At 42.9% G+C, this 23,787-nt stretch carries 17 protein-coding genes; 15 read left to right on the forward strand and 2 right to left on the reverse strand.

The window, feature by feature from the left end; all coding sequences use genetic code 11:
- The first annotated feature begins 40 nt into the window (after nt 1-40).
- The 15 genes from RIB15_RS09450 to RIB15_RS09525 all read left to right on the forward strand — a co-directional run bounded on the left by RIB15_RS09450 (nt 41) and on the right by RIB15_RS09525 (nt 20,927).
- Nucleotides 41-1,258, forward strand: a complete 1,218-nt coding sequence (locus tag RIB15_RS09450) for a DUF4856 domain-containing protein (RefSeq protein WP_350201902.1) — start codon at nt 41-43, stop codon at nt 1,256-1,258.
- A gap of 73 nt (nt 1,259-1,331) precedes the next feature.
- Nucleotides 1,332-2,444: an imelysin family protein gene (locus RIB15_RS09455; protein WP_350201903.1), complete on the forward strand. Its 1,113-nt coding sequence runs from the start codon at nt 1,332-1,334 to the stop codon at nt 2,442-2,444.
- Between the two features lie 3 nt (nt 2,445-2,447).
- On the forward strand, nt 2,448-3,821 hold the full coding sequence (locus RIB15_RS09460; RefSeq protein ID WP_350201904.1) for an HTTM domain-containing protein: 1,374 nt from the start codon (nt 2,448-2,450) through the stop codon (nt 3,819-3,821).
- The gene (locus RIB15_RS09465) at nt 3,799-6,285 is read left to right on the forward strand and encodes a TonB-dependent receptor domain-containing protein (protein ID WP_350201905.1); all 2,487 of its coding nucleotides are present in this window, start codon (nt 3,799-3,801) and stop codon (nt 6,283-6,285) included. The genes RIB15_RS09460 and RIB15_RS09465 overlap by 23 nt, the downstream gene beginning before the upstream one ends.
- 336 nt (nt 6,286-6,621) lie before the next feature.
- Nucleotides 6,622-6,924 carry a hypothetical protein gene (locus RIB15_RS09475; RefSeq protein WP_350202057.1) on the forward strand — a complete coding sequence of 101 codons (303 nt, stop codon included), beginning with the start codon at nt 6,622-6,624 and terminating at the stop codon, nt 6,922-6,924.
- Between the two features lie 19 nt (nt 6,925-6,943).
- A complete protein-coding gene (locus RIB15_RS09480) occupies nt 6,944-8,029 on the forward strand; it encodes a TolB family protein (protein WP_350201906.1) in 1,086 nt (361 codons plus the stop codon).
- A gap of 117 nt (nt 8,030-8,146) precedes the next feature.
- Complete coding sequence (locus RIB15_RS09485; protein WP_350201907.1) at nt 8,147-8,791, forward strand: hypothetical protein; 645 nt, start codon at nt 8,147-8,149, stop codon at nt 8,789-8,791.
- 75 nt (nt 8,792-8,866) lie between these two features.
- Complete coding sequence (locus RIB15_RS09490; RefSeq protein ID WP_350201908.1) at nt 8,867-9,757, forward strand: ABC transporter ATP-binding protein; 891 nt, start codon at nt 8,867-8,869, stop codon at nt 9,755-9,757.
- An 18-nt stretch (nt 9,758-9,775) separates the two neighbouring features.
- On the forward strand, nt 9,776-13,444 hold the full coding sequence (locus tag RIB15_RS09495; RefSeq protein WP_350201909.1) for an ABC transporter permease/M1 family aminopeptidase: 3,669 nt from the start codon (nt 9,776-9,778) through the stop codon (nt 13,442-13,444).
- Nucleotides 13,445-13,987: 543 nt separating this feature from the next.
- Nucleotides 13,988-14,467 carry a TlpA family protein disulfide reductase gene (locus RIB15_RS09500; protein WP_350201910.1) on the forward strand — a complete coding sequence of 160 codons (480 nt, stop codon included), beginning with the start codon at nt 13,988-13,990 and terminating at the stop codon, nt 14,465-14,467.
- Nucleotides 14,464-15,972: a hypothetical protein gene (locus RIB15_RS09505; RefSeq protein WP_350201911.1), complete on the forward strand. Its 1,509-nt coding sequence runs from the start codon at nt 14,464-14,466 to the stop codon at nt 15,970-15,972. Before RIB15_RS09500 ends, RIB15_RS09505 begins: the two co-directional genes overlap by 4 nt.
- A 12-nt stretch (nt 15,973-15,984) precedes the next feature.
- Nucleotides 15,985-16,797 carry a redoxin family protein gene (locus tag RIB15_RS09510; protein WP_350201912.1) on the forward strand — a complete coding sequence of 271 codons (813 nt, stop codon included), beginning with the start codon at nt 15,985-15,987 and terminating at the stop codon, nt 16,795-16,797.
- 781 nt (nt 16,798-17,578) lie between these two features.
- Nucleotides 17,579-18,391, forward strand: coding sequence for a helix-turn-helix domain-containing protein (locus tag RIB15_RS09515; protein ID WP_350201913.1), 813 nt, complete (start codon nt 17,579-17,581; stop codon nt 18,389-18,391).
- An 84-nt stretch (nt 18,392-18,475) separates the two neighbouring features.
- Nucleotides 18,476-20,209 (forward strand): erythromycin esterase family protein, encoded by a 1,734-nt coding sequence (locus tag RIB15_RS09520; RefSeq protein WP_350201914.1) that lies wholly within the window; start codon nt 18,476-18,478, stop codon nt 20,207-20,209.
- A gap of 142 nt (nt 20,210-20,351) precedes the next feature.
- Nucleotides 20,352-20,927: a YdeI/OmpD-associated family protein gene (locus RIB15_RS09525; protein ID WP_350201915.1), complete on the forward strand. Its 576-nt coding sequence runs from the start codon at nt 20,352-20,354 to the stop codon at nt 20,925-20,927.
- A gap of 40 nt (nt 20,928-20,967) precedes the next feature.
- On the opposite strand, the gene RIB15_RS09530 is transcribed toward RIB15_RS09525, so the two are convergent.
- Nucleotides 20,968-21,447 (reverse strand): thioredoxin family protein, encoded by a 480-nt coding sequence (locus RIB15_RS09530; protein WP_350201916.1) that lies wholly within the window; start codon nt 21,445-21,447, stop codon nt 20,968-20,970.
- A complete protein-coding gene (locus RIB15_RS09535) occupies nt 21,448-23,679 on the reverse strand; it encodes a TonB-dependent receptor (protein ID WP_350201917.1) in 2,232 nt (743 codons plus the stop codon).
- Nucleotides 23,680-23,787 lie beyond the last annotated feature (108 nt).

The following is a 23,787-nucleotide window of genomic DNA, read 5'->3' on the forward strand; positions in this document are numbered from 1 at the left end:
AGAATCGATCTAAATTAACATAAAGCCTATTCTTCAAGTAATGATTCGACTTAAATCTTTTTTAACACTATTCTTAATTTCAGCAATACTCGTCTCCTGCGACACTAATGATGGCACAAAAATCGAAGTCCCCTCTTCCTATGAGTTTACCCGAAACGGAGAAACCACGGTTTCATTCAGCGGACAAACTACCCGAATTCAAATGGGACACGAACTTCTTCCGGCCATGTTGGATTTTGACAATTCTACCAAAGAACTCCTGCTCCAAATGTATCGAAATCAAACAGAAAGTGGTGGAGACGTAGATCCTTTTGAGAGTGCTGAATTAAATGCGGCTACCAAAAACATCAAAGGTAAAGTAGCTGCCTCAGTTGATTACTTTTCAAACAACACAGCCGTAAGTGCTGTAATCAAAAATCAATTTGAGACCTGGATTTCAGGTCAGATAGAGGAAGTATTTCCAAATAGAAATACCCTTGCTGCAGAAGGTCAACCCGGACAAATTGCTGACGGTTCTTCTACCCGCTACGTAAATGGAAAAGGCTTTGAATACAATCAGCTGGTTGGTAAAAGCCTGATTGGAGCACTGATGACAGATCAAATGCTCAACAATTACGTAAGTGTTTCTGTATTGGATGCTGGCACAAACCGTGAAGACAACAATGATGGCACACTGGCTGAAAGCTCTAACTACACAAATATGGAACATAAATGGGATGAAGCTTACGGATACCTTTTTGGTACATCCGCTAATCCTGCAAATCCGCTGGCCACCCTTGGGGATGACGATGACTTCCTCAACAAATATTTAGCCCGTGTGGATAATGATGAAGATTTTGCTGGAATCGCACAGGAAACATTTGATGCTTTTGCCTTAGGCCGGGCAGCAATTGTTGAAGGACAATATGATGTTCGGGATAAACAAGCAGACATTATCCGCGAAAACATTTCTACAGTCATTGCAGTGCGTGCCGTTTACTATCTCCAATCCGGTAAAAATGCAATAGACCAGACCACACCTGATTACGGTGCCGCTTTCCATGATCTTTCAGAAGCGTATGGATTTATTTACAGCCTGCAGTTCACGCGAGTGCCAGGTTCCGACAGCCCATATCTCACGAAAACAGATGTTGAAGGTTTCCTTGCTGAGCTCGAAGAAGGCAATGGATTATGGGATGTAACTCCCGAAACGCTTGACAACATGTCGGCTGAAATCGCCGCACAGTTCAACTTCACCGTAGAAGAAGCGGCAAACTAAGACTCGAAATTTATTTTTCATGCTGGCACCTTGAATGGGTGCCAGCTTTTTTTGCTTTAAAAGGATGTACATCATGAAGAAATTTTCGTTTTTATTACTTACAGTTTTAATAATATGGAGCTGTACCGATAACGGGCCATCCGGTCCCGATGCGGACGATTTTGACCGGGAAGCCATTTTGGTAAACTGGGCTGATAATATCATTATCCCGTCTTATACTAATTTTTCTGAAGCTACTGAACAGCTGCATACCGATGCTGCTACCTTTTCAGAATTTCCTACCGCGAGCAACCTTCTCACACTTCGGACTTCCTGGGAATCAGCTTACCTCGCTTTCCAAACTGTTTCCGTTTTTGAGATCGGTAAACCCATGGAATTGCGCTACCGTGATAACCTGAATATATACCCAACCGATACCACGGAAATTGAAAACAGCATTCAATCCGGATCATACAATCTGCAATTACCCTCATTAAACAACAGTCAGGGATTCCCCGCTTTGGACTATCTATTAAATGGCTTGGGTGAAGATGATGCTGAGATATTGACATTTTACACCTCTGACCCTGATGCTGAAAACTACCGCCGATACCTGACTGACCTGACCTCCCGCATCGACTCTCTTACCAGTGAGGTATTGGCCGATTGGACATCCGGCTATCGTGATGAATTTGTGAGTAATTCCGGAAACGGGTCCAATTCCTCTCTCGATATGATGGTAAATGATTACATCTACTATTACGAAAAACACCTTCGGGCCGGCAAAATCGGCATTCCTGCAGGGGTCTTTTCAGGTTCACCACTAAGCACACATGTGGAAGCCTATTATAGTAATGACTTCTCTAAAGAGCTTTTTAATACCTCTCTGGACGCCACTCAGAACTTCTTCAATGGTGTTCATATAAATCAACCCTCTGAAAGTGGAGAGAGCCTGAGCAGCTACCTCGATTACCTTAATACCATGAAGGATGGCTCTGATCTTGTAACCCTTATCAACAATCAATTTGATGCAGCAAGAGAACAAGCGGCCTTACTGGATAATGATTTTTCAGCTCAGGTCGAATCGAATAATACGGCCATGCTATCAACTTATGATGAGCTACAAATGAATGTAGTTTACATGAAAGTAGATATGTTGCAAGCCCTGAATATTAACGTGGATTATGTTGACGCCGATGGTGATTAAAAGGTGAAAGCACATTCGATCCGATCATACCTGACTGCCACTACCAATGCTGCTCCGCTGGCTATATTCCGAATTTTTTTCGGTCTGCTCATGCTGATTAGTATTGTTCGGTTTGCAGCTAATGGCTGGATTCAAAAGCTATATATAGAGCCGCAGTTCTTCTTTTCTTACTATGGATTTGAATGGGTTCAGCCTCTGGGAGACTGGACCTATCTTATATTTATCCTCTGTGGCTTGTCTTCTATTTTTGTTGCCTTGGGATATAAATACAGGATTTCGATTCTCGTGTTTTTCCTCAGCTTTACCTACATCGAGCTGATGGATAAAACCACCTACCTCAATCATTATTACTTTATCAGCATACTCAGCTTTTTAATGATGTTTCTTCCCGCACATGCCTACTACTCTCTGGATGCGTGGAATGACAAAAAACTGAGATCACAAGAAGTCCCCAAATGGTCTGTCGACTCCATCAAACTCCTGCTTTTCATTGTATACTTTTATGCAGGCTTAGCAAAACTCAATTCCGACTGGTTGTTCGAAGCCATGCCTCTCCAAATTTGGCTGCCTTCAAAGTATTCACTCCCGTTACTGGGGGATCTGCTTCAGCAAACCTGGACGCACTATGCCTTTGCCTGGGCAGGAGCTATCTACGACCTCAGCATTCCCTTTCTATTATTGATCAGGAAAACCCGGATTTTTGCTTTTATCCTTGTGGTCATTTTTCACATTCTTACCCGGGTGCTATTTCCCATTGGGATGTTTCCATATATCATGATTGTAAGCACGCTCATATTCTTTGACGCCGGACTGCACAACCAAATATTGGATTACATCTCCAAATGGTTCAGTATCACAAAATCTTTTTTTGATAACGGTAACATCTATTCATTCCCGCAAACGTGGGTTCGTAAAGCCTCATTGGGAATTGTTTGCACCTTCTTTGTTCTGCAGCTTCTCATTCCCTTTCGATACCTGCTTTATCCGGGTGAATTGTTCTGGACGGAGGAAGGCTACCGATTTTCATGGCGGGTTATGCTTATGGAAAAAGTTGGGTATGCAAATTTCAAAGTTGTAAACCCTGATTCCGGCCAAAGCTTTTATGTTGACAACACTGAGTTTCTTACCCGTTTTCAGGAAAAACAAATGTCATTTCAGCCTGATTTTATTCTCGAGTACGCTCATTTTTTAGAAGATTATTATAAAAAGGAAGCGGGTATTCAAGACCCTGAAATTTTTGTAGACAGTTATGTGGCACTCAATGGAAGAAGAAGCAAGCGCTATGTAAATCCTGACATTGATCTTACCGAAATTAAACCCTCACTGAAACACCGAACCTGGTTACTCCCTTTTGATGATGAGATTAAAGGACTTTAGCCTTTTTGTTTTATTTCTGTTTATTGCATTACCCGCAACTGCTCAAATCACCTTTTCAGGTTATGTCGTTGAAGAAGAAACCGGAGCTCCTATTGAAGGCGTCGATATCTATAATAATGATGCTGGTAAATCCTTCATCACAGATGAAAATGGTTATTTCGAAATCAATGATCTGCCTTATGGAAATCTGAACCTTTTCTTCTTTAAGCTTGGATACAAAATCATCAACCGGACTTTTGTGCCAGATGCTAATAATTCGTCCATTACCATTGAACTTGCTAAGCTTTCAGAAGAAATGTCAGAAATCGCTGTAATTGATCAGCGGGATAAAGTTTTTGCCGTTAAAAGACTTCGTGAAGTTGAGGGAACTTCTATATACGCTGGTAAGAAAAATGAAGTAATCTCACTGGACCAAATGGTAGCTAATACTTCGGCCAACAATGCCCGGCAAATTTATGGACAGATATCCGGGCTCAATATCTTTGAATCTAATGACGCTGGACTTCAGTTGAATATTGGAGGACGGGGGCTAGACCCCAACCGTTCGTCTAACTTTAATATCCGCCAAAACGGTTATGATATCAGTGCCGATGTACTTGGTTATCCCGAAAGTTATTATACACCTCCAGCCGAAGGTTTGCAGGAAATTCAGGTAATCCGCGGAGCTGCCTCCCTTCAGTATGGAACCCAGTTCGGTGGGTTGGTAAATTTCAAAATGAAGAAGCCCGCTAATGACAAACGGGTTGAAGTCACCTCGCGGCAATCGGTTGGTTCCAATGCATTATTTACTTCATTCAACAGTGTGAGCGGAACCACTGGGAATATCGGTTACTACGGCTATTACAACTACAAAAAGGGAGATGGTTTTCGGCCTAACTCAAGTTTTGAATCCAGCAATTTCTATTTTTACTCAGATGTTCAAATCTCAGATCGAACCAATATTGCACTCGACTTTACTTATTTGAACTACCTGGCTCAACAGCCGGGTGGACTTACCGATGATCAGTTTTACCAAGACCCAACCCTTAGCAACCGTACCCGAAACTGGTTTGAGGTGGACTGGAAGCTGGCGTCATTAAATTTAGAACACGAGTTTTCCTACAAAACCAAGCTAAGTTTTCTATTGTACGGACTGGACGCCTCACGAAAATCGGTAGGGTTTCGCACTAATCGTGTTTCCCAGGAAGATGACCTTAATGCTCCCCGTGATCTAATTCTGGGTGATTTCAATAACTGGGGTACAGAAGTTCGTTTATTGAACAGATATTTGATTGGGGATAAAAATGCCGTTTTCCTGATCGGTACCAAATTGTATCAATCCAATAACACCTCTGTTCAGGGGCCTGGAACAGCTAGTCCCAAAGCTGATTTTATCTTAGCGGATGAGCAATTTCCAAACTACCCAAATCAATCCGACTTTACCTTTCCCAATAAAAACCTGGCTATTTTCGGAGAGAATATTTTTTACCTGCAGGATAACCTTTCCATCACTCCGGGGTTCAGGCTTGAATACATCCAAACACAAAGCCGGGGCACTTTCAAAAGAATAAACTTTGATCTGGCCGGAAACCCCATTCAAAATCAAACCTTTGAAGATGACCGTACTTTTGAGCGTTCTTTTGTATTACTGGGAGCCGGCATTAGTTTTCTGCCTAACAGTCAGACAGAAATTTACGGCAACTTTTCCCAGAACTACCGGTCAGTAACTTTCAATGACATCCGAATTGTAAACCCGACTTTCCAGGTAGATCCAGACATTACCGATGAAAGTGGATTTACCTCAGACTTTGGGATAAGAGGACGAATTGGAGAAAGTATATCTTATGACATTGGTGGTTTTGGCTTGTTGTATGATAACCGGATTGGAGAGGTGTTACGGGCAGAAACCAGAATCAATGCTGATGGAGATAAAGAAGAAACAGGCCGTGTGGTTCGCTACAGGGGCAATATTGGGCAGGCATTCATGTATGGTTTTGAAAGTCTGGTTGAAGTGAATGTATTGCCGCTTTTGGGACATGAAAGTCGAGACCTGAAATTCAGTCTTTTTGCAAATACTGCCTTAACCAAATCAGATTACTTAAATTCAGAAATCCCCGGTGTTGAAGGTAATGAGGTTGAATTTGTGCCTTTATTGAATATGAAAACAGGGTTGAATTTTGGCTATCAAAACCTGGTTGGCTCTATCCAATACACCTATGTATCAGAGCAGTACACCGATGCCTCCAATGCAGAGCAAAACATCCGCGATAACCAAAGCGGAATCCGGGGAGCAATTCCTGCTTATGATGTTCTTGACCTTTCATTGTCATGGACCTACAAGAATTTCACTGTTGAGTCTGGCATTAACAATCTGCTCAACTCATGGTATTTTACCAGACGTGCGACAGGCTATCCCGGCCCCGGGATCATTCCATCACCCCCAAGAACCTTCTATGCTACCCTTCAGCTTCAAATCGGGAAATAAATCATAGCACATTCTTAGAATCTTTCTCCCAGTTCAGTGGGTTATACCCGATGTATTGCCGGATTCGATTCAGGGATCTGTAATTTCGGATTATATGATCATGAAACCTGGATTGCCAACAGAATTCATAACCTTTTCTGTTACACCATCTGGTTATTGCGGATTTATAAGATCTAATGATTGTCGACAAAGACCCGGGTTTGGGGGAGATTTCTGACATTCTATTTCGTTTATTGATCTGTAGGGACGTTGCTGGCAACGTCCCTACAGATGGCACTCCTTTTTCATTTGGTAAAATCTGGATGATTCCATGAACATGATTAGGCATTACTACGAATGCATCTAATTGTACATTGTCAGAATGGGCGGGAATCTGTTTCCAAAAATACCAGGCTGCACACCCTTGAACAGATAGCCCCATTTTTCCATCACGAATATCTCCGAAATAATGCTTTTGGTCTTTTGTACAGATGGTCACGAAATAAAAAGCTGACCTCCGGTAATCCCAGCTTTGCAATCGTATCGATTTTCGATATGTGTATTTTGAACTCATCAACAGTAAGAGCCAATTCATCAGAAAACCTTACAAATTTATTTTATGAGCCCCTTTCGCTTTTTCCTTATCTTCACGCTGCTTAAAAAATTCAAATAACTATTCATGAAATTATTCCCTGTATTGGCGATAGCTATCGCAGCTGTATCTTGTACTTCAACCCCGGAGAAAAAACCCTATAATCCTGAGGCTGATACCCTGAAATATGCTCAGGAAGTTCACCTTCGTAATGTTCAGCAGCTTACTTTTGGCGGTGATAACGCCGAAGCTTACTGGAGCTACGATAATGAAAAACTAATTTTTCAATCCAATAACCCGGAATGGGGCGTAGATTGCGATCAGATTTTTTACATGGATATTTCCGAAAAAGAACCCGGCTTTGAGCCACCGATGGTCAGCACCGGAAAGGGACGTACCACCTGCTCTTACTTTCTTCCCGGGGACTCAACTTTTGTTTATTCCTCAACACATGCAGATAATGTTGAATGTCCTGCTGCTCCGGAACGTGGGGCAGGCGGAGCTTATGTATGGCCCATTTACGAAGGTTACGACATTTATAAAGCTGATTTAAATGGCAACATCATTGCCAAACTTACTGATGAGCCGGGTTATGACGCCGAACCCACCGTTTCTCCAAAGGGCGACAAAATCGTATTCACTTCCACCCGAACCGGTGACCTGGAATTATTCATCATGGACACCGATGGTTCAAATGTAATACAGATTACTGATGAACTGGGTTATGACGGAGGTGCTTTCTTCTCCCCTGATGGAAGTCAACTCATATTTCGTGCTTCCCGGCCGGAGACTGAAGAAGAAATCACGAAGTATAAATCACTTCTGAATGAAGGACTGGTTGAGCCTACAAATATGGAGCTTTTTATTGTTAATGTGGATGGAACCGGACTCCGCCAAATTACCGACCTTGGCAACGCCAACTGGGCACCGTACTTCCATCCTTCCGGCGAAAAAATCGTATTCTCCTCCAACCATCAATCCCAACGTGGATTTCCATTCAACATATTCATGATTAACGTGGATGGAACCGGACTGGAGCAAGTTACCTTTGATGAAGCTTTCGATTCCTTCCCCATGTTTTCACCGGATGGAAAGAAGATCGTATTCTCATCTAACCGTAATAATGGCGGGGACCGGTCAACAAACGTTTTTATTGCTGACTGGGTAGATTAGAAAATCACCAATCAAAAGCACTTTAAAGCTCGATTTAAAATGTAAATCGAGCTTTTTTCTTTGAATCAATGGCCTAATTGGTTACTATTTAGCATCCCCTAATAGTCCGAGGGTGTTATGATCTTCAAAGCAAAATTATCTTTCCTTCTTTTAACCGGGCTGCTTTTTCTCGGATGCTCTTCTACTAAAGATTTACCCACCCGCACCGATTTCGCCTTCACATTTGACGATGAACCTTTTGAAATTATAAGTATTTCAGCTCCTTCTGGTGAGGGGTATAATTACCTGATCAAAAAAGAAGAAGGTAAATCAGTATTCCGATCTATGGACACTAACCAGGATGGTATCATTGATCTGGTGCAGTATGGTCCTTTTTCTATTGATCAGGCAAATAGTATCTACACCTATGGTATTCAGCAGGCAATAGATCAACATAAATTCAAAGCCCGTAATACCCAGCGGATATTAACCATTACTGAAAATGATACGGTGTATACCATTCAAACATTCGGGTATTACAGAGACCTGCTGTACAACCAGTTTACGATTAATTCCCTTGTTACCGATTCCAGCGAGATTTACTTAGATATGAATGCTGACGGGGAACTGGATAATATTGAAAAAAGTGAGCGTTCACTTGAAGAGGTACAGAAAACTTATCAAAGAATAATCCAGAACGGGGTAGAAAATAAACTCATCGAGTTTCGATTTGAAAAATTTATAGTCCTTATATCACCCAAAGAACAAGCCTCCTGGCTTTAAAAAAATTTTTATTCGGTGAATCCTTACTGATTTACTTATACTCCCACCTATTACTTTTATTCAACTAAGCAACATATGAAGCTATCACTTTCCAATATTTCGAAAACATATAAAAACGGGGTTAAGGCACTCGACGATGTGTCTATAGAAATTGAATCAGGGATGTTCGGACTTCTTGGTCCTAATGGCGCCGGGAAATCAACGCTGATGCGAACCATCGCCACTTTGCAGGCCCCTGATACCGGTTCTGCATTCCTGGACGATATTGATATCCTGAACGACAAAAACAGCCTGCGAAAAGTGCTGGGATATTTACCACAATCATTTGGGGTGTATCCAAAGATGTCGGCCGAAGACCTGCTTCATTATTTTGCCCGGCTCAAAGGTATTGCTGATAAAAACCAGCGTACCCAAATGGTAAATACCGCACTTGAAGTTACCAACCTGCTTGAGGTAAGACGTAAAAGCGTAGCCGGTTACTCCGGGGGTATGAAGCAACGGTTCGGCATTGCTCAACTGCTGCTTAACGACCCAAAACTCATTATTGTAGATGAGCCAACAGCCGGACTCGATCCTTCCGAGCGCCACCGGTTCCTGAATGTACTGCGTGAGATCGGAACCAATCACATTGTGATTTTCTCCACACACATTGTGGATGATGTAAAAGAGCTCTGCACCGATATGTCGATCATGAACGGCGGTAAGATTCTGAGTCACCACACGCCTAAACAAGCTGTCGCTGCTCTGGAAGGTCAAATGTGGACTAAGAATATTGAACGCGATGCCCTGGAAGAGCACGAAGCTAAGTTTAATGTAATTTCGTCCAGCTTCAATCAGGATAACACCCTGAATATTCGTGTTCATGGATCCCAAAAACCTGATGAAAGTTTCGAAGCTAAAAGTCCTGAATTGGAAGACGTTTATTTCGTCACGCTCAGGGAAGAAAAAGAAGTCGTAGCCGCATAAGCCAAAATACCTCCTATCATGTTCTATACCATTTTCTCTTTTGAACTGCGGTACTGGCTGCGCAAGCCTTCTTTTTATGTGTATTCCGGCATCCTGTTTCTGTTGTCATTATTTACCATGGCCACAGCCTCGGGATTGTTTGAAAGCATCACCGTCAGTATTAATTCTATTACCATCGTAAACTCAGCGTCTGCTATCAATGGATTGCTGAACGAGATGGCCATTATCGTGTACTTCCTGCTTCCAGCCATCATTGGCGGAACGATCTACAAGGACTATAAACACGAAATGCATTCGGTGATGTATTCCTACCCCTTTACAAAATGGGAATATCTGCTGGCCAAATTTTTAGCCGGAATTTGCATTGCTACACTGGTTGTGGTTGCCGCTGCTTTGGGGGTATTCCTTGGAAGTATTTTCCCGGGGACAAATCCTGACCTCCTGGGGCCGTTCAAGCTGATTAATTATACACAGCCTTTTATCTATTACATTATTCCCAACCTGATTTTCTTTGGGGCCATTGTTTTTGCGGTGGTAACCTTCACCCGAAATATTAACGTTGGGTTTATTACCATTCTGGCTCTCTTCCTTATCCAGATTTTTGCCAGTAACCTCACACAAGACCTTGACAACAAAATGCTGGCCGCATTATTGGATCCATACGGATTTCAGGCAAATGCATACTATACCGAATACTGGACTATTTACGAGCGGAACCAAAACCCACTGCCCTGGGGCGAAGTAATTTTATATAATCGCTTGCTCTGGTCCGGACTGGGAGTTGCTATTTTCGCGCTGGTTTACAGAGCCTTCAGTTTTAGCCAGGAAGCATTTTCGTTCAGCTTATTCGGAAGCAAAAAGAGCGAACGTGTTACCAAGAAAAATTTCGGAAGTATCCTAACCGTATCTCTTCCAAAAGTAAACTTTGATTTTTCCTGGGCCCAAAACCTTAAGCTGGCCTGGAACCTTTCTGACATTGACCTTAAATACATTGTTAAAGGCTGGGCTTTTATAATCATATCCCTGGTGGGGTTACTTATATCCTTAAGCGTGATTTTGCTTGGGGCTGAGATTTTTGGAACCGATACCCTGCCGGTTACCTGGCAGATGCTTCAGCTTCCCGGCACCTTCTTCAACCTGTTCATCAACATTTTGACCTTTTTGTATGCAGGAATGCTGATTCACCGAAGCCGAATTTCCGATATGGACCAACTGGTACATGTAACACCAACACCTAACTGGACCATTCTGCTGTCCAAGTTCATTGCTTTGGTCAAAATGCAGGTCATACTGCTTTCTATCATTATGATTGCCGGAATTGGTGTTCAGCTTTTCAATGGGTATTACAACTTTGAAATCGGACTTTACCTATTTGATTTATATGCCATATCCCTCGTTCATGTTTTGATTTGGGGATTGCTCGCCATCCTTTTCCACTCCTTTTTCAAGAACTACTATGTTGGATTTATCCTGCTGTTGTTGATTTCTATCGGGATTTCCTTCCTCGGTTCTATTGGCATTGAACAGGATATCTTTAAGTACAATCAGGGTCCCGGAACCCAATATTCGGACATGAATGGATATGGTTCTTCCCTCGCCGAGTATTACGTTTATAAGAGTTACTGGCTGCTTTTAGGCATCGCATTTTATGTGCTTTCCATCATTCTTTTTCGCCGTGGATTGCCCGGAAGCATTAAAGAGCGATTGCAAAATGCCAGCCGGGAATTTACTCCGGTACTTAAGGCCGTATTCACTCTTTCATTGGTTGGGTTCGTGTCGATTGGAAGCTGGATTTACTACGTCGATAACATCAAGTACGAGCGGCTTTCATCCAAAGAAAGAGAACAGCAAGCGGCACAGTGGGAGAAAAACTATGGGAAGTATAAAGGCATTCCCCAGCCCCGCATTACTTCTTCTACTATAAACCTTGATCTGTTTCCGGAAACCCGGGACTTCAAGGCAGCCGGAACCTATGTTTTAAAGAATAAAACGAATGTCCCGATTGATTCTATCCACATCGATCATAACAATTTCATCAGCTCATTTAGTTTTAACCAGCCTTACGAATTGGTTATGGAAGATGATTCCATGAATTATGACATCTATCAGCTGGAGGACGCGCTGATGCCGGGCGATACCCTGCTTTTTTCTTTCGCCATTTCAAACAAACCCAATGAAATCCTGAGAAGTAATTCTCCCGTCCGAAAGAATGGTACGTTCGTCAACAATTCAATTTTTCCAAGACTGGGATATCAGGAATCGATGGAGCTGTCCGGAACGGATGCCCGCGAACGCTATAACCTTCCCCCTAAAGACCGCATGGCACCGCCCACCGACAGTGCTGCACGGATGAATAACTACATCTCTGGCGATGCTGATTGGATTGAGTTCGAAACCACGATCAGTACTTCACCTGAACAGATTGCCATTGCACCCGGTTATCTTCAGAACGAATGGGAGGAAAATGGACGTCGCTATTTCCATTACAAAATGGACAGCACCATGGTTAATTTTTACTCTTTTATTTCTGCTGAATTTGAAGTCGTAAAAGACACCTGGAATGATGTTGCCCTGGAAATCTACTATCACAAAGGGCACGATTATAACCTGGACTACATGATGAACGGCATGAAAAAGTCTCTGGATTATTACACTTCCGAATATAGCCCTTATCAGCACCAGCAAGTGCGTATTATCGAGTTTCCACGAACCGGAGGTAGTTTCGCTCAGTCATTTGCCAACACCATTCCCTACTCAGAAGCCATTGGATTTATCGCAGAAGTGGATACGACCAATGAAGAAGGCGTCAACTATCCATTCAGTATAACCGCGCATGAGGTTGCTCACCAGTGGTGGGCACATCAGGTGATTGGCGCTAATGTGCAGGGTGCCACCATGCTTTCCGAAAGCCTTTCTGAATACAGCTCGCTTAAAGTGCTGGAAAAGGAACACGGAGAGAATCAGATGCGCATTTTCCTGAAAGACGCTTTGGATAGTTACCTGACAGGCCGGACGTTAGAATCTCAAAAAGAGCTACCGCTCATTTATAATGAAAACCAGCAATACATTCACTACAACAAAGGCTCACTGGTATTCTATGCACTCAGCGATTATATCGGCGATGACAAGCTGAATGCTGCTCTTAGCGACTACATCGACGAAGTAGCATTTCAGGAGCCACCCTACACCACTTCTTTAGAGTTGCTTGAGCACCTGAAAGAGGCCACTCCTGATTCCCTGCAGTATCTCATCAAGGATATGTTTGAAACCATTACGCTATATGATAACAGAGTGGAAGATGCCACTTACACGGAAGTGGACAGCAGCACGTATGAAGTGAATCTGACCCTTCAGGTTTCCAAATATCGTACGGGCGACACCGGGAAACGCATTTATAAAAATGAAGCAGGTGATAGTTTGGCTATTGAAATCGAAGATCGCCGGCTTCCGGTTAAATCACTTCCGCTACAGGATTGGGTAGATGTGGGGGTTTTCGGAACCGACTCTCTTGGACAGGAAACCGTGCTGTATTTCAAAAAACATAAGTTTACTGAAATCCTCAACGATTTAACAATCACAGTGAATGAAGAACCTACTTCAGCCGGCATCGATCCTTACAACAAGCTGATTGATACCATTTCAAATGATAACCGACGGCCGCCATCAAGGGAAGAGTCAGAAGATTAGATTATCCGAAAATATATAATCCTTTAAAACTTTGACCTCCTTTGTATCTCCTCCTTCTCAAGGAGGAGAGTTATTCATATTGAATTAATACTCCGTTTTATAATCTAAGCTTTGAACGTATAGACACGTCTTTCTTCTTGTTAAGGAAGCCTGTGCTGAACTTATTTCAGTAAAAACAAAAGAGGTCAAGAGCTGACCTTAGAGAAAATGCATTAAGAAGTTCAATGCAAAATGAACAATAAATTGGTTTCGAATTCCTGTTTTTTTCTAAAGCTACACCGTCCAAGCGGACGCTTGAACTAGGTGATGAATTAACACTCCGTTTTCTAATCTCAGTTTTGTGCGTAAGTAGTCATTTCGCGGCGCATGCCCGAAATCTAATTGTTTGACAGGTATGAAAGCTTCTTCTATGGCAATATTTAGATTCCCGTCTGCACGGGAATGACTTTAGTTACTTTAATATCCAAGACAGTTTACTTAGGCCTTACAGCAATTAAGTAAGATTTTCCGTTTCATGGTTGTCTATCCCTTTAAACGTCAGCCATGAAACTTCTCTTATCGCTTTTACTGTTTGTTACGGCCTCTGTGATCAGCGGACCGAAAGTCCATAATTTCAAGCTGAAGAATCTGGACAACCGTACGGTTTCCTATGAAGACTTAAAGGGAGAAAAGCTTACCGTCATCGATTTTTGGGCCACCTGGTGTAAACCCTGCATCAAGTCTATACCCAAGTTTGTAGAGATGAATGAAAGGCTGGAATCACAAGGTGTTCAGTTTATTGGCATTAGTGTGGATGGCCCCCGAAACCTGTCTAAAGTCAAGCCTTTTGCCAAATCCCTTGGTGTGGATTATCCGGTATTGCTGGATACGGATAACAACGTGATGTCCCGGCTCCGCGTGCAGGCCGTTCCCACCCTTCTCATCGTAAACAGTGATGACGAAGTCGTCTACTTTCATGAAGGATATACGCCCGGTGAAGAGAAAATGATTGAGGCTGAAATCCATAAACTCCTTCAAGAGTGATTAAAAAGTGTCTGATCATATCACTTGGGACGCTATTTCTGGGTTCTGCTCCTGTTCTGGCTCAGCTTTATGGGACCAATACCTTTGAGTTTCAGTACGGGAATCTTCCCTATGAAGAGAATACCGACCTTGCCACTTCCTATGATCAGCTGAATCTGTTTTATGATCAGGAAAAAATTAGTGTCTACGGGCGGTTTGAACATTTTCTCACCCCTTTTAACGACCGTAATTATTTTGCGCTCACACAAAAACGCCTTCAATATGAAGATGACCATTTCAAAGTCAGGGTAGGAAATTTCTATAAAACCATTGGGCGTGGATTACTGCTTCGCAGCTATGATATTCCGGGCTCTGTTTATGAAGATTCTTTTTACCGCACCCGTTACGCTTTTAATCGCGATCAGGAAGGAGTGGATATCAGCTACAAAAATGACTGGATTGAAGCTTCTGTTATCCATGCCCGCCCCTTATTCAATCCACTTCCTCCCAATTTTAAACCGGACAGCGCCCGACGTCCTGATTTAGTTGAGGCTATAGAATCCAGCTTTTATCTCACCCAGGATCTCAGCATCGGCGGTGCTTTTATGCGAAGCCGTTCTGACGGCCAGGATGAATACCGGGAACTGGCTTCACTGATGTACAATTACAATCTCCCTTTCAACGTGCAGATTTACGGAGAATATGCTTTCGATACCGACATCGCTCTTTTCCAATTTGAGGAAGAAGATTCATATGCCCTGTATTCCGGACTTAATTATTTCTATGAATCATTCGGGCTTAGTTTTGAATACAAAAACTACAACCAGTTTAGACTGGGTTCAGGTTTTAACGATCCGCCTTCCCTCATCAAAGAGCACACCTACCCGGTGCTGAACCGAAGCACGCATGTGCTGAGTACGGCTAACGAGTCCGGCTTTCAGTTTGAGGCCTTTTATAACTTTGAAGACGGTCATTCCATTACGGCCAACCTCACCACGGCCAAAAATGAGATTTTCCGAACCAATGAGTACCGGGAATATTTTCTGGAAGGATATTACCAGGCATCCGATTTCCTGTCTTTTAAAACCTTTCTGGATTATGCCATTGATGAGCAAAAGGGAGAAGAGAATCGTATTTCGGTCGGATTGATTACGGATAAAAGCTTCAATTATGAATGGAATCTGGCTTTGGATCTTCAGTTTCAGACCTATTACAAAACGGCTTTTTCACAGAATGTCGAAAATTATTACGCCTCCATCGCCTATTCCACGGTACCTGACCTGACCGTAAGCCTGGTCTTTGAAGCTACCGATGATCTGCTATTGACCGACGACCCCCGCACGTTTGACGTTGAAGACAAAGTCCAGACCTGGCTGGGTGGAAATGTCCGATATAAGATCAACCAAACTCACACGTTGGATGTATTCGCAGGCAAGCGACGCGGAGGACCTGCCTGCACATCCGGAATCTGCTACGAGATCCTGGATTTTGAAGGAGTAGAAGTACGATTTACCACCCGGTTCTAAAGAGGAAATACTATGAAAAACCTATTACTGTTTTTATTCGCCGTTCTTTTTTCAACTTCGGTCATGGCACAGGTAAATACCGGGGATGAAGCTCCGGGCTTCACCTACACCTCGCTGGAGAATGAGGAAGTCTCCCTTTCAGATTTTGATGGCAAAGTCGTTTACATCTTCTTTTATGGAGCCGGCTGTCCGCATTGCCTTGATAATGGTCCAATTACTGAAGAAGACATTTACCAGCCCTTCATGGAAAACACCAACTTCGTGGCACTTGGACTTGATACCTGGAATGATCCTACAAGTGCAAATCAGAATTTCAGGTCAGAAACAGGAATTACCTATACGTTATTGTTAAATGCCCGGCAAAGCCTGATCGATTATTATGGAAATGCCTCTGCTTATGACCGCTCGGTCGTCATTTCGGCAGATGGTACCGTGGCTTACAAGGGAACCGGTTTTGTGGACACTGATACCGATCAGGTGGTTGCGGCTATAGAATCGGAATTATCCAAGATAAGTACCTCCCAGGAACCTGGAGATGATTTACCTAAAGGAATTACTTTAGCACAGAACTACCCGAACCCATTCAATCCAAGCACCACCCTCTCCTACACGCTGAACGAAGCTTCTCAGGTTTCCCTGAAAGTGTACAATATGCTGGGAGCCGAAATAGCAACCCTGGTAAATGAACGTCAACCTGCCGGACAAAAAACCGTTAGCTGGAATGCACTTACTTCGTCAGGTGGTGCCCTTCCCTCCGGAATGTACATCTACCAGCTAAAAGCCGGGAACCAGGTACTCACCAAAAAGATGACGCTGATTAAGTAAACATCTGTTCAATTTATAGCACGTCATTGCGAGTCCCGAAAGTCGGGATGCGACCGAAGGGTGCAAATACAGTGGCAATCTCCCGAATAAATATTTGAGCTTAGTTATGGAGATCGCTTCGTCGTAAGAAAACAAAACCTACTAAAACAAGTGAGTTCCTCGCGATGACGGGCTGTTTTGGTCAGATCCATGTCAAAGATGGCAGTGTCTCCCCCTCTTGCAAAATTACACAAAGCTATTATCTTTACCTCGTTCCGTAGGTCACCTGCGGAACGCCCCCCCCCCCCGGAAGCTCTGCTTCCTTAAGTCTACACACCAACTTCTATACATTAAAACTATCGCATTCTGAGGCAGAACGAGGGATGAATAACATTTTAGTATCATGCCAAAGCCGCAAAAAGTTTTTAAGAACCCCATTACTCTTTGTGATGCTTTGTGACTTCGTGCCTTCGTGGCCTTCTTCTCTCTCGCCACCAAGACACAAGGGCACTAAGATTCACTAAGTTTTTTTTTGCCTCCATCCCCTTTGTGGCCTCCTCTTTTCTCGCCACCAGGACACAAGGACACTAAGGTTCACCAAGTTTTTGTGCTCATTACGGTGCTCTGCTTCCTAAAATCTTCTCACAAGCTTGTGTGATATAAAACTATTCAGTTACTTCAATTAAAACCGAACACCTGCGCTCGTTAAACGCGGGGGAGTTATTGGGCTTTGAGTTACCTTAACTAATCCAGGTAAAGTTCGTAAGGCAAAACCTCATTAATAATTCTCTGGCAAATATCTGTGATAGATTCCGGCAAGTATATTTTAGGTAAAGGGCAATCCCTTGCTCCTGACTCTACAACTTATCTTCTCAAGGATTTTGTAATTGGTATAACGGAATATCCTGAACCGACTGAAACGGGGCAATGGCATGCACATAAGAATCCACTGATTAGTTTTGTATTGAAAGGCGGGAATATTGAAAACAGAAAAAGTAAACAGATAGAAAGAGTTTGCGGTAGTATTAACTATTATCATGCCTACGAGCCTCACCAAAATATCTATCAGGTATTTCCTTCAAAACATTTAAGTATTGAAATAGATAATGCGTTTCTGCAGAAATACGAACTTCAGGAATATCAGATCAATGCAGCCATTGAAAATCATCCTTTTAGTAAATTCATTTTCTTAAATATTCTAAAAGAAGTTCTCTTCAAAGATTCTTTTACTCAGGAGGCAGTCAAAATGCTTTTCCTTGAAATGGTTAATCATGCCTCTTTTTTAAATAATAGTAATGCTTGCCCTGACTGGGTACCTGTGCTGAGAGAAATCCTCAACGACAATTGGAACCAGCAACTATCTCTCCAGAAGCTATCGAATGAAGTTGGGGTTCACCCGGTTACCATTTCCGGAAATTTTCGAAAATACTTTTCAACAACATTTGGTGAATATATGAGGAAAATCAAAATTGAGCGGTCTTTAAAGATGATCAAAGAGTCGAATCACTCACTTACTCAGGTAGCCTATGCCTGTGGTTTTGCAGATCAGAGCCATTTTACCAGAACATTTAAAAATCAGATCGGCTTTTTACCCAAACAATATCAGGATTTATAATATCTACCGGGCTAAAATCATTCTATTTTTGTCAAAAAAGCACTGTTACATTGGGGGCGAATTTGAATTTTTTGATTAGTAGATATGAATAAACGATCTCAGAAACTCTGCAAACCCGCATTTCTCTTTTTGATCCTGTTTTGGGGTGGACTGGAATCAGTACAAGCTCAATATTTCTGGAATACTGATTTTGAATATGGAGTCTATAAATCACAACCGCGAAAATGGGCGATTGAAGGCGAAGGAGAAAAGTTTACGGCTTACCTGGACAGTGCGGTTAGCAAGTCTGGAAATAAAAGTCTCTTTATGTCTTTGACAAATGCTGAGACCTATACAATTTTGACTATTCCGGGTGAACTGATTTCGGGTAAAACATTTTCTATCCGGGGATCTATAAAAGCTCAACAAGCAGATTCGCTTCAATTGCAGCTGATTATTTTCGATCCGGCAGAAGGAAATGTACTTGCTTCAGCGAATCAGGAGGTAATTCCGAATAACTGGCAAGTTGCTTCTCTTAAGACATCATTGAAAGAGGGTTATAAAACAGATAATGTTCTAATAGCTTTAGTAGCGAGTGGAAGTGGAAGCTTTTGGTTTGATTCAGTGCAGATTAAGATCGGTGGGAAAGTTTTTGGAGAGGATAGCCCCGATTTCAGGGAACCTACCGAAGATGAGATAGCCCTTCTCAATGAGAGAGCCATTCCTTTTGCAATGAATAATCAAGAACAACAAAAAAGAAGTGAATTAGTGGGGCTTTCTGAAATAGTAGAAGGTGCCCGGTTGGTTGCATTGGGAGAAAACTCCCACGGCTCGTCTTCCATTTATAAATTGAAGCTTAGAATGCTCCAGTATCTCGTGGAAAAAGAAGGATTCTCTGTGTTCGCCTTAGAAATGCCTGCCATTGAGGCCGAATACATAAATGATTATGTGCAAAATGGGCGGGGTGATATCGATCAAGTTTTAACTAAACTGACCTATCCAAGCTGGCAAACTCAGGAGATGATAGATATCGTTGAATGGATGAAGCATTATAATGAACAGCATAATAATAGCGTTGAGTTTAGAGGCTATGACATGCAAAACGGGTGGTCGGCATTGGGGGCCGTCAAAGAGTTCGCTGCTTCTCATGACTCTGTGGCATTAGCTGAGTTGGAAGTGATAAGTGACCTTTATGAGAAATCACTGGAAATGAGACAGATTAAAGATTCACTTGTTGAAAAATCAGAAGCAATGCTGCGCTATTTATCGCAGAAAAGTTTTGATGGTGTTTCTCTTGATCGTGTGGAAACCATAAACCATTACATGAATATATTTATGCAAAGTCTGGCTTTTCATTTCCAGTTAGAACAAGCAAAAAGCCGGGATGAATATATGGCTGAAAATATCCGGTGGATCGTGGAAAACACCCCTGAAACAAGCAGAATGATTATATCGGCAGATAACACACATATTACCAAGACCGGTGGAAAGACAGGAGCTTTCCTCAACCGCTGGTATGGTAAAGATTATGTTAGTTTCGGTTTTACCTACAAAACGGGAACTTATTCCGCCTATGGTCCAAAATCATTCTACGAAGTACACCCCCCATATATAGGTACTTATGAGTATTTCTTTTCAAAAAGTAAACATGAAAACTTTTTGCTAGACTTAAGACAAGTAAAGAACATTCCGCTCCTGAACCAAAGAGCAGGGTTTCGTTCAATTGGCTCCAGACCCCAAGAAGTAACACAATTCTATGAAATTGATATTAAAAAACATTTTGATGTGGTCGTATATCTGGAAACATCCAGCCATACTTCTTATCTCAAAGAAAATTAACCTTTATGCTCGTTACGATGCTCTGCTTCCTTAAATCTTCTCACAAGCTTGTGTGCAATAAAACTATTCAGTTACTTCAACAAAAACAGAGAAACTGCGCCTTTTAAACATCAGGCCGCTATATCGAAAAGAGTCCAGTTTCATGCCTGAACCTGATCCAACAAAAATCTTGCCTTTTGCATCGCCAAAAGATCTCGGCCGATGGCTAAAACTGAATCACGCCACTGAGGATGAACTGTGGGTGAAAATATTCAAGAAGAAGACCGAAATTCCGAGCGTGACCTGGAATGATGTGGTGATTGAGGTGCTTTGCTGGGGCTGGATCGACGGCATCAGGAAGTCATTGGATGACCAGGCTTATCTCCAACGGATCACTCCCAGGAGAGCCGGAAGCAATTGGTCAAAAAGAAACAGGGAGCATGCCGAGCGCTTGATCAAAGAGGGCCGGATGATGGAGTCTGGCCTCGAGCATGTTCGTGCAGCCCAATCGGATGGCCGATGGGAGAAGGCATATGTGGCAAGTGAACTGGAAGTGCCGGCAGATTTCCTGGAAGCACTCCATAGCAAGCCAAAAGCAAAACAGTTCTTTGAAACGCTCAACAAGGCGAGTCGCTATCATATCGCCTACGGATTGACATCAGCGAAGAGGCCCGAAACCAGGCAGAGGCGATTTACAAAATTCATGGATATGCTGGCCCGTGAAGAAAAACCAGCTTGATCACGCTCTGACGCTCGGCGTAAAGAATGAGGGAAGAATCCTATCTTAGCAGATTTTCCGTTTGGCCCTCAACCACATATCCTAAAACCTCTTCCAGCTTGTCGGCTTCCATAAATCCCGAGACATGAAACAGGTATTCCCCTTCCGGAGAGAGTAGAACCACAGCCGGTACGTTCTGCACATTGAACTTTTGAGCTAGTCTTAAAGGAGTGATGGAAAACTGCTGATATTGTTTACGACTCTCGTTGTCATCCCGGTTCAAACGGGTGAGTATGAAGTTTTCATTCAGGGTAACCGCAAGCTTGGGGTAGACATCCTTCTGCATTTTCTTACACCAGCCACACCACGGTGCCCACACATCCACCAAAATTGGTTTACCCTGTTCTTTAGCCAGCTCCACGGCTTCTTCAAAAGATGTCCAGTTCAGATCTTTTTCCTGGGCAAAAGCATCACTCCCCGTAAAGGTCACCAGCAGGACAAGTGTAATTGCCAAAAATGATATGTTTTTGAGCTTGTTCATTTATCTCAGGTTTAAACGTGCACCTATGGAAAACGTGCGGCCGATAATAGGTCCCCATGTGTAGATGGTATCGAAGTTTGGGCCGAAGGGATTGCCGGCATCCACCAGCGGACTTCCCTGTGTGTAATTGAAAATATTTTCTGCAGACAGATAAGCCTCAAACCCAACCCCATTTTCACTGTTCACGTTGGTAAATTCTTTGGTAATCTTGAGATCATGAGTGGAATACGCCGGCGATTTGGGAGAGCGACCAAACTCTTCTGCATAGTTATCAGGCATGCGTTTCGGCCCCATTAAGTTCCCATTGTATCCCAGCGAAAGATCCAGCGAGTGGATATCATATGTAGCCCCAAACACGCCGGTATATTCTGGGGCATAAGCCAGTGCCTGTTGCTGACCGTTCTCTTCGGTGTACACATCCATGATCGTCACGCTGGCATTATAGGTTATGGGAAGTGACGTAAAGTTCTGTTCCAGTCCGACCGAAAACCCTCGAGTAACTGAAAATCCATCCAGGTTTTCATACACAATCAGGTTGGGGTCCTGATCATAATCCGGAATAATTTTATTGGAGAAGTGGGTGTAAAACCCATCCAGACTTACCGTCATCGGATTCGTACCAAAAGGAATAATCTGTTCCAGACTGGCGGTAATACTTTTGGATTCTTCAGGCTCCAGATCTTCATTAAAAACTACTTCCCGTGAACCCGTCAGCGCAGCATGGTCTTCGGTAAATACATTTACTACCCGAAATCCGGTTCCAGCACTGATTCTGAATGTGGTCATATCTGTTGGGCTGAACTTGGTTGATAGTCTCGGAGCCGTAACGTAGCCGTGTTCAGAATGATGGTCAACCCGAAGTCCGCCTAAAAAAGTAAAATCTCCGGCTTTCAATTCTCCCTGTGAAAAGATACCCGGTATCCATCTCCGGTCGGTTCCCTCTGAAGTAGCCGGGGTATTGTCATTGTAGGTTTCGTACCGAAGGGTGGTGCCGGCCAATAGCTGAAAGTTATCGCCGATAGGCTGATCCCAGGTGGCCTGACCAAACACAATTCCCTGCTGCGCATCGTACCAATCGGTTCCGTAATAACTGTCCTGATTGTGATAGGTGACGGCACCGCTGATCCTGAGTTGTTCATTCAATCCGGCCGGGCGGTATTCGGTCATCAACTCAAAGCGATTGGTATAAATGGATTCCCCATAAATTTGGTCAGAGCCACGAAGGTTATCAGAGAATTGCTCCAGTCCGCCCGTACGGTTTTCGGTGTAGAACTTGGTAGCGAAGTTGAGTCGTTGTTCCATATTCTTTCCCAGGAAAGTTCCTTTTCCAAACAATGAAATCCGTGACTGCTTAACCAGGTCGTTAAAGTTATCTCCGTTCTCATCAAAATAATTTTCGAGACGCAGAATGTTTCCGCTTATAAAACCTTCAAACCGGTCAAATTTTGGTGAGTAGGCTACATTGATATTTCCCTCTTCGGTACTCTTGGCGTATACATCCGCAGAAAGTGTTGGTGTTAGCGCCGGGTTTTTGGTGATGATATTGACCACTCCCCCCAAAGCCTGTGTTCCATATAAAGTAGATTGAGGACCCTTGATCACTTCTACCTGATCGATGATGGACGGGCTGATGCCATTCAACCCATATACCGAAGCCAGCGCTCCCATAATCGGCATTCCGTCGATCAATACGGCTGTGTTTGGCCCCTCCACTCCATTAATCCGGATAGCGTTGGTTCCACAAACTCCGCAATTCAATTGGGTCGAAAGTCCGTTTACACTACTGATCAGATCCATGATATTGGAACTGGTTTTTCCCTGCTGCAGCTGTTCAGCCTTTACCACATTTACTTTGACCGGCGATTCTTTTACATACGTCTTACGCATGGTCCCCGTAACCACCATTTGGTCCAGCTCCAGAAGCGATGCTTTCATCTTGATATCAATGGTTCTAGTCTGGCCGGACTCAACGGTTACCTGTCGCACTATTTTATCAAAACCAACGGCTGATATTTGTAGCTCGTATTTCCCCGCCGGAACATTCTTAATTTCATATTCTCCATGTATATCTGTCGGGCTGCCCTTTTGTAATTCAAGGATTCCAACATTTGCTCCTGCAATAGGCTCTCCTTCAGAAGTTACCTTTCCGGCAATGGTTCCGGTACTATTCTGGGCAAGAGCGGTAAAACTATAACAGAAAAGTATGGCTAAAGTCAGCGCTACCTTTTTCATATCTTATTTAAGACTATTTTATTTTTTAGCTTTGACTAAAAATAGAAAAAGTCAGGCTCCAATATCAATAATTATTTTCTTCAGATAATAAAATTTTTAGCTATGACT

Origin of the sequence: Gracilimonas sp. (assembly GCF_040218225.1) — a bacterium.
Taxonomy (GTDB): domain Bacteria; phylum Bacteroidota; class Rhodothermia; order Balneolales; family Balneolaceae; genus Gracilimonas.

Excerpts from the sequence above, each read along its gene's own strand:
- RIB15_RS09495 (WP_350201909.1), top strand. The coding sequence starts at position 9,776 with ATGTTCTATACCATTTTCTCTTTTGAACTGCGGTACTGGCTGCGCAAG.
- RIB15_RS09485 (WP_350201907.1), top strand. The coding sequence starts at position 8,147 with ATGATCTTCAAAGCAAAATTATCTTTCCTTCTTTTAACCGGGCTGCTT.
- RIB15_RS09535 (WP_350201917.1), bottom strand. The coding sequence starts at position 23,679 with ATGAAAAAGGTAGCGCTGACTTTAGCCATACTTTTCTGTTATAGTTTT.
- RIB15_RS09490 (WP_350201908.1), top strand. The coding sequence starts at position 8,867 with ATGAAGCTATCACTTTCCAATATTTCGAAAACATATAAAAACGGGGTT.
- RIB15_RS09500 (WP_350201910.1), top strand. The coding sequence starts at position 13,988 with ATGAAACTTCTCTTATCGCTTTTACTGTTTGTTACGGCCTCTGTGATC.
- RIB15_RS09450 (WP_350201902.1), top strand. The coding sequence starts at position 41 with ATGATTCGACTTAAATCTTTTTTAACACTATTCTTAATTTCAGCAATA.
- RIB15_RS09475 (WP_350202057.1), top strand. The coding sequence starts at position 6,622 with ATGCATCTAATTGTACATTGTCAGAATGGGCGGGAATCTGTTTCCAAA.
- RIB15_RS09465 (WP_350201905.1), top strand. The coding sequence starts at position 3,799 with ATGATGAGATTAAAGGACTTTAGCCTTTTTGTTTTATTTCTGTTTATT.
- RIB15_RS09520 (WP_350201914.1), top strand. The coding sequence starts at position 18,476 with ATGAATAAACGATCTCAGAAACTCTGCAAACCCGCATTTCTCTTTTTG.
- RIB15_RS09525 (WP_350201915.1), top strand. The coding sequence starts at position 20,352 with ATGCCTGAACCTGATCCAACAAAAATCTTGCCTTTTGCATCGCCAAAA.
- RIB15_RS09455 (WP_350201903.1), top strand. The coding sequence starts at position 1,332 with ATGAAGAAATTTTCGTTTTTATTACTTACAGTTTTAATAATATGGAGC.
- RIB15_RS09530 (WP_350201916.1), bottom strand. The coding sequence starts at position 21,447 with ATGAACAAGCTCAAAAACATATCATTTTTGGCAATTACACTTGTCCTG.
- RIB15_RS09510 (WP_350201912.1), top strand. The coding sequence starts at position 15,985 with ATGAAAAACCTATTACTGTTTTTATTCGCCGTTCTTTTTTCAACTTCG.
- RIB15_RS09480 (WP_350201906.1), top strand. The coding sequence starts at position 6,944 with ATGAAATTATTCCCTGTATTGGCGATAGCTATCGCAGCTGTATCTTGT.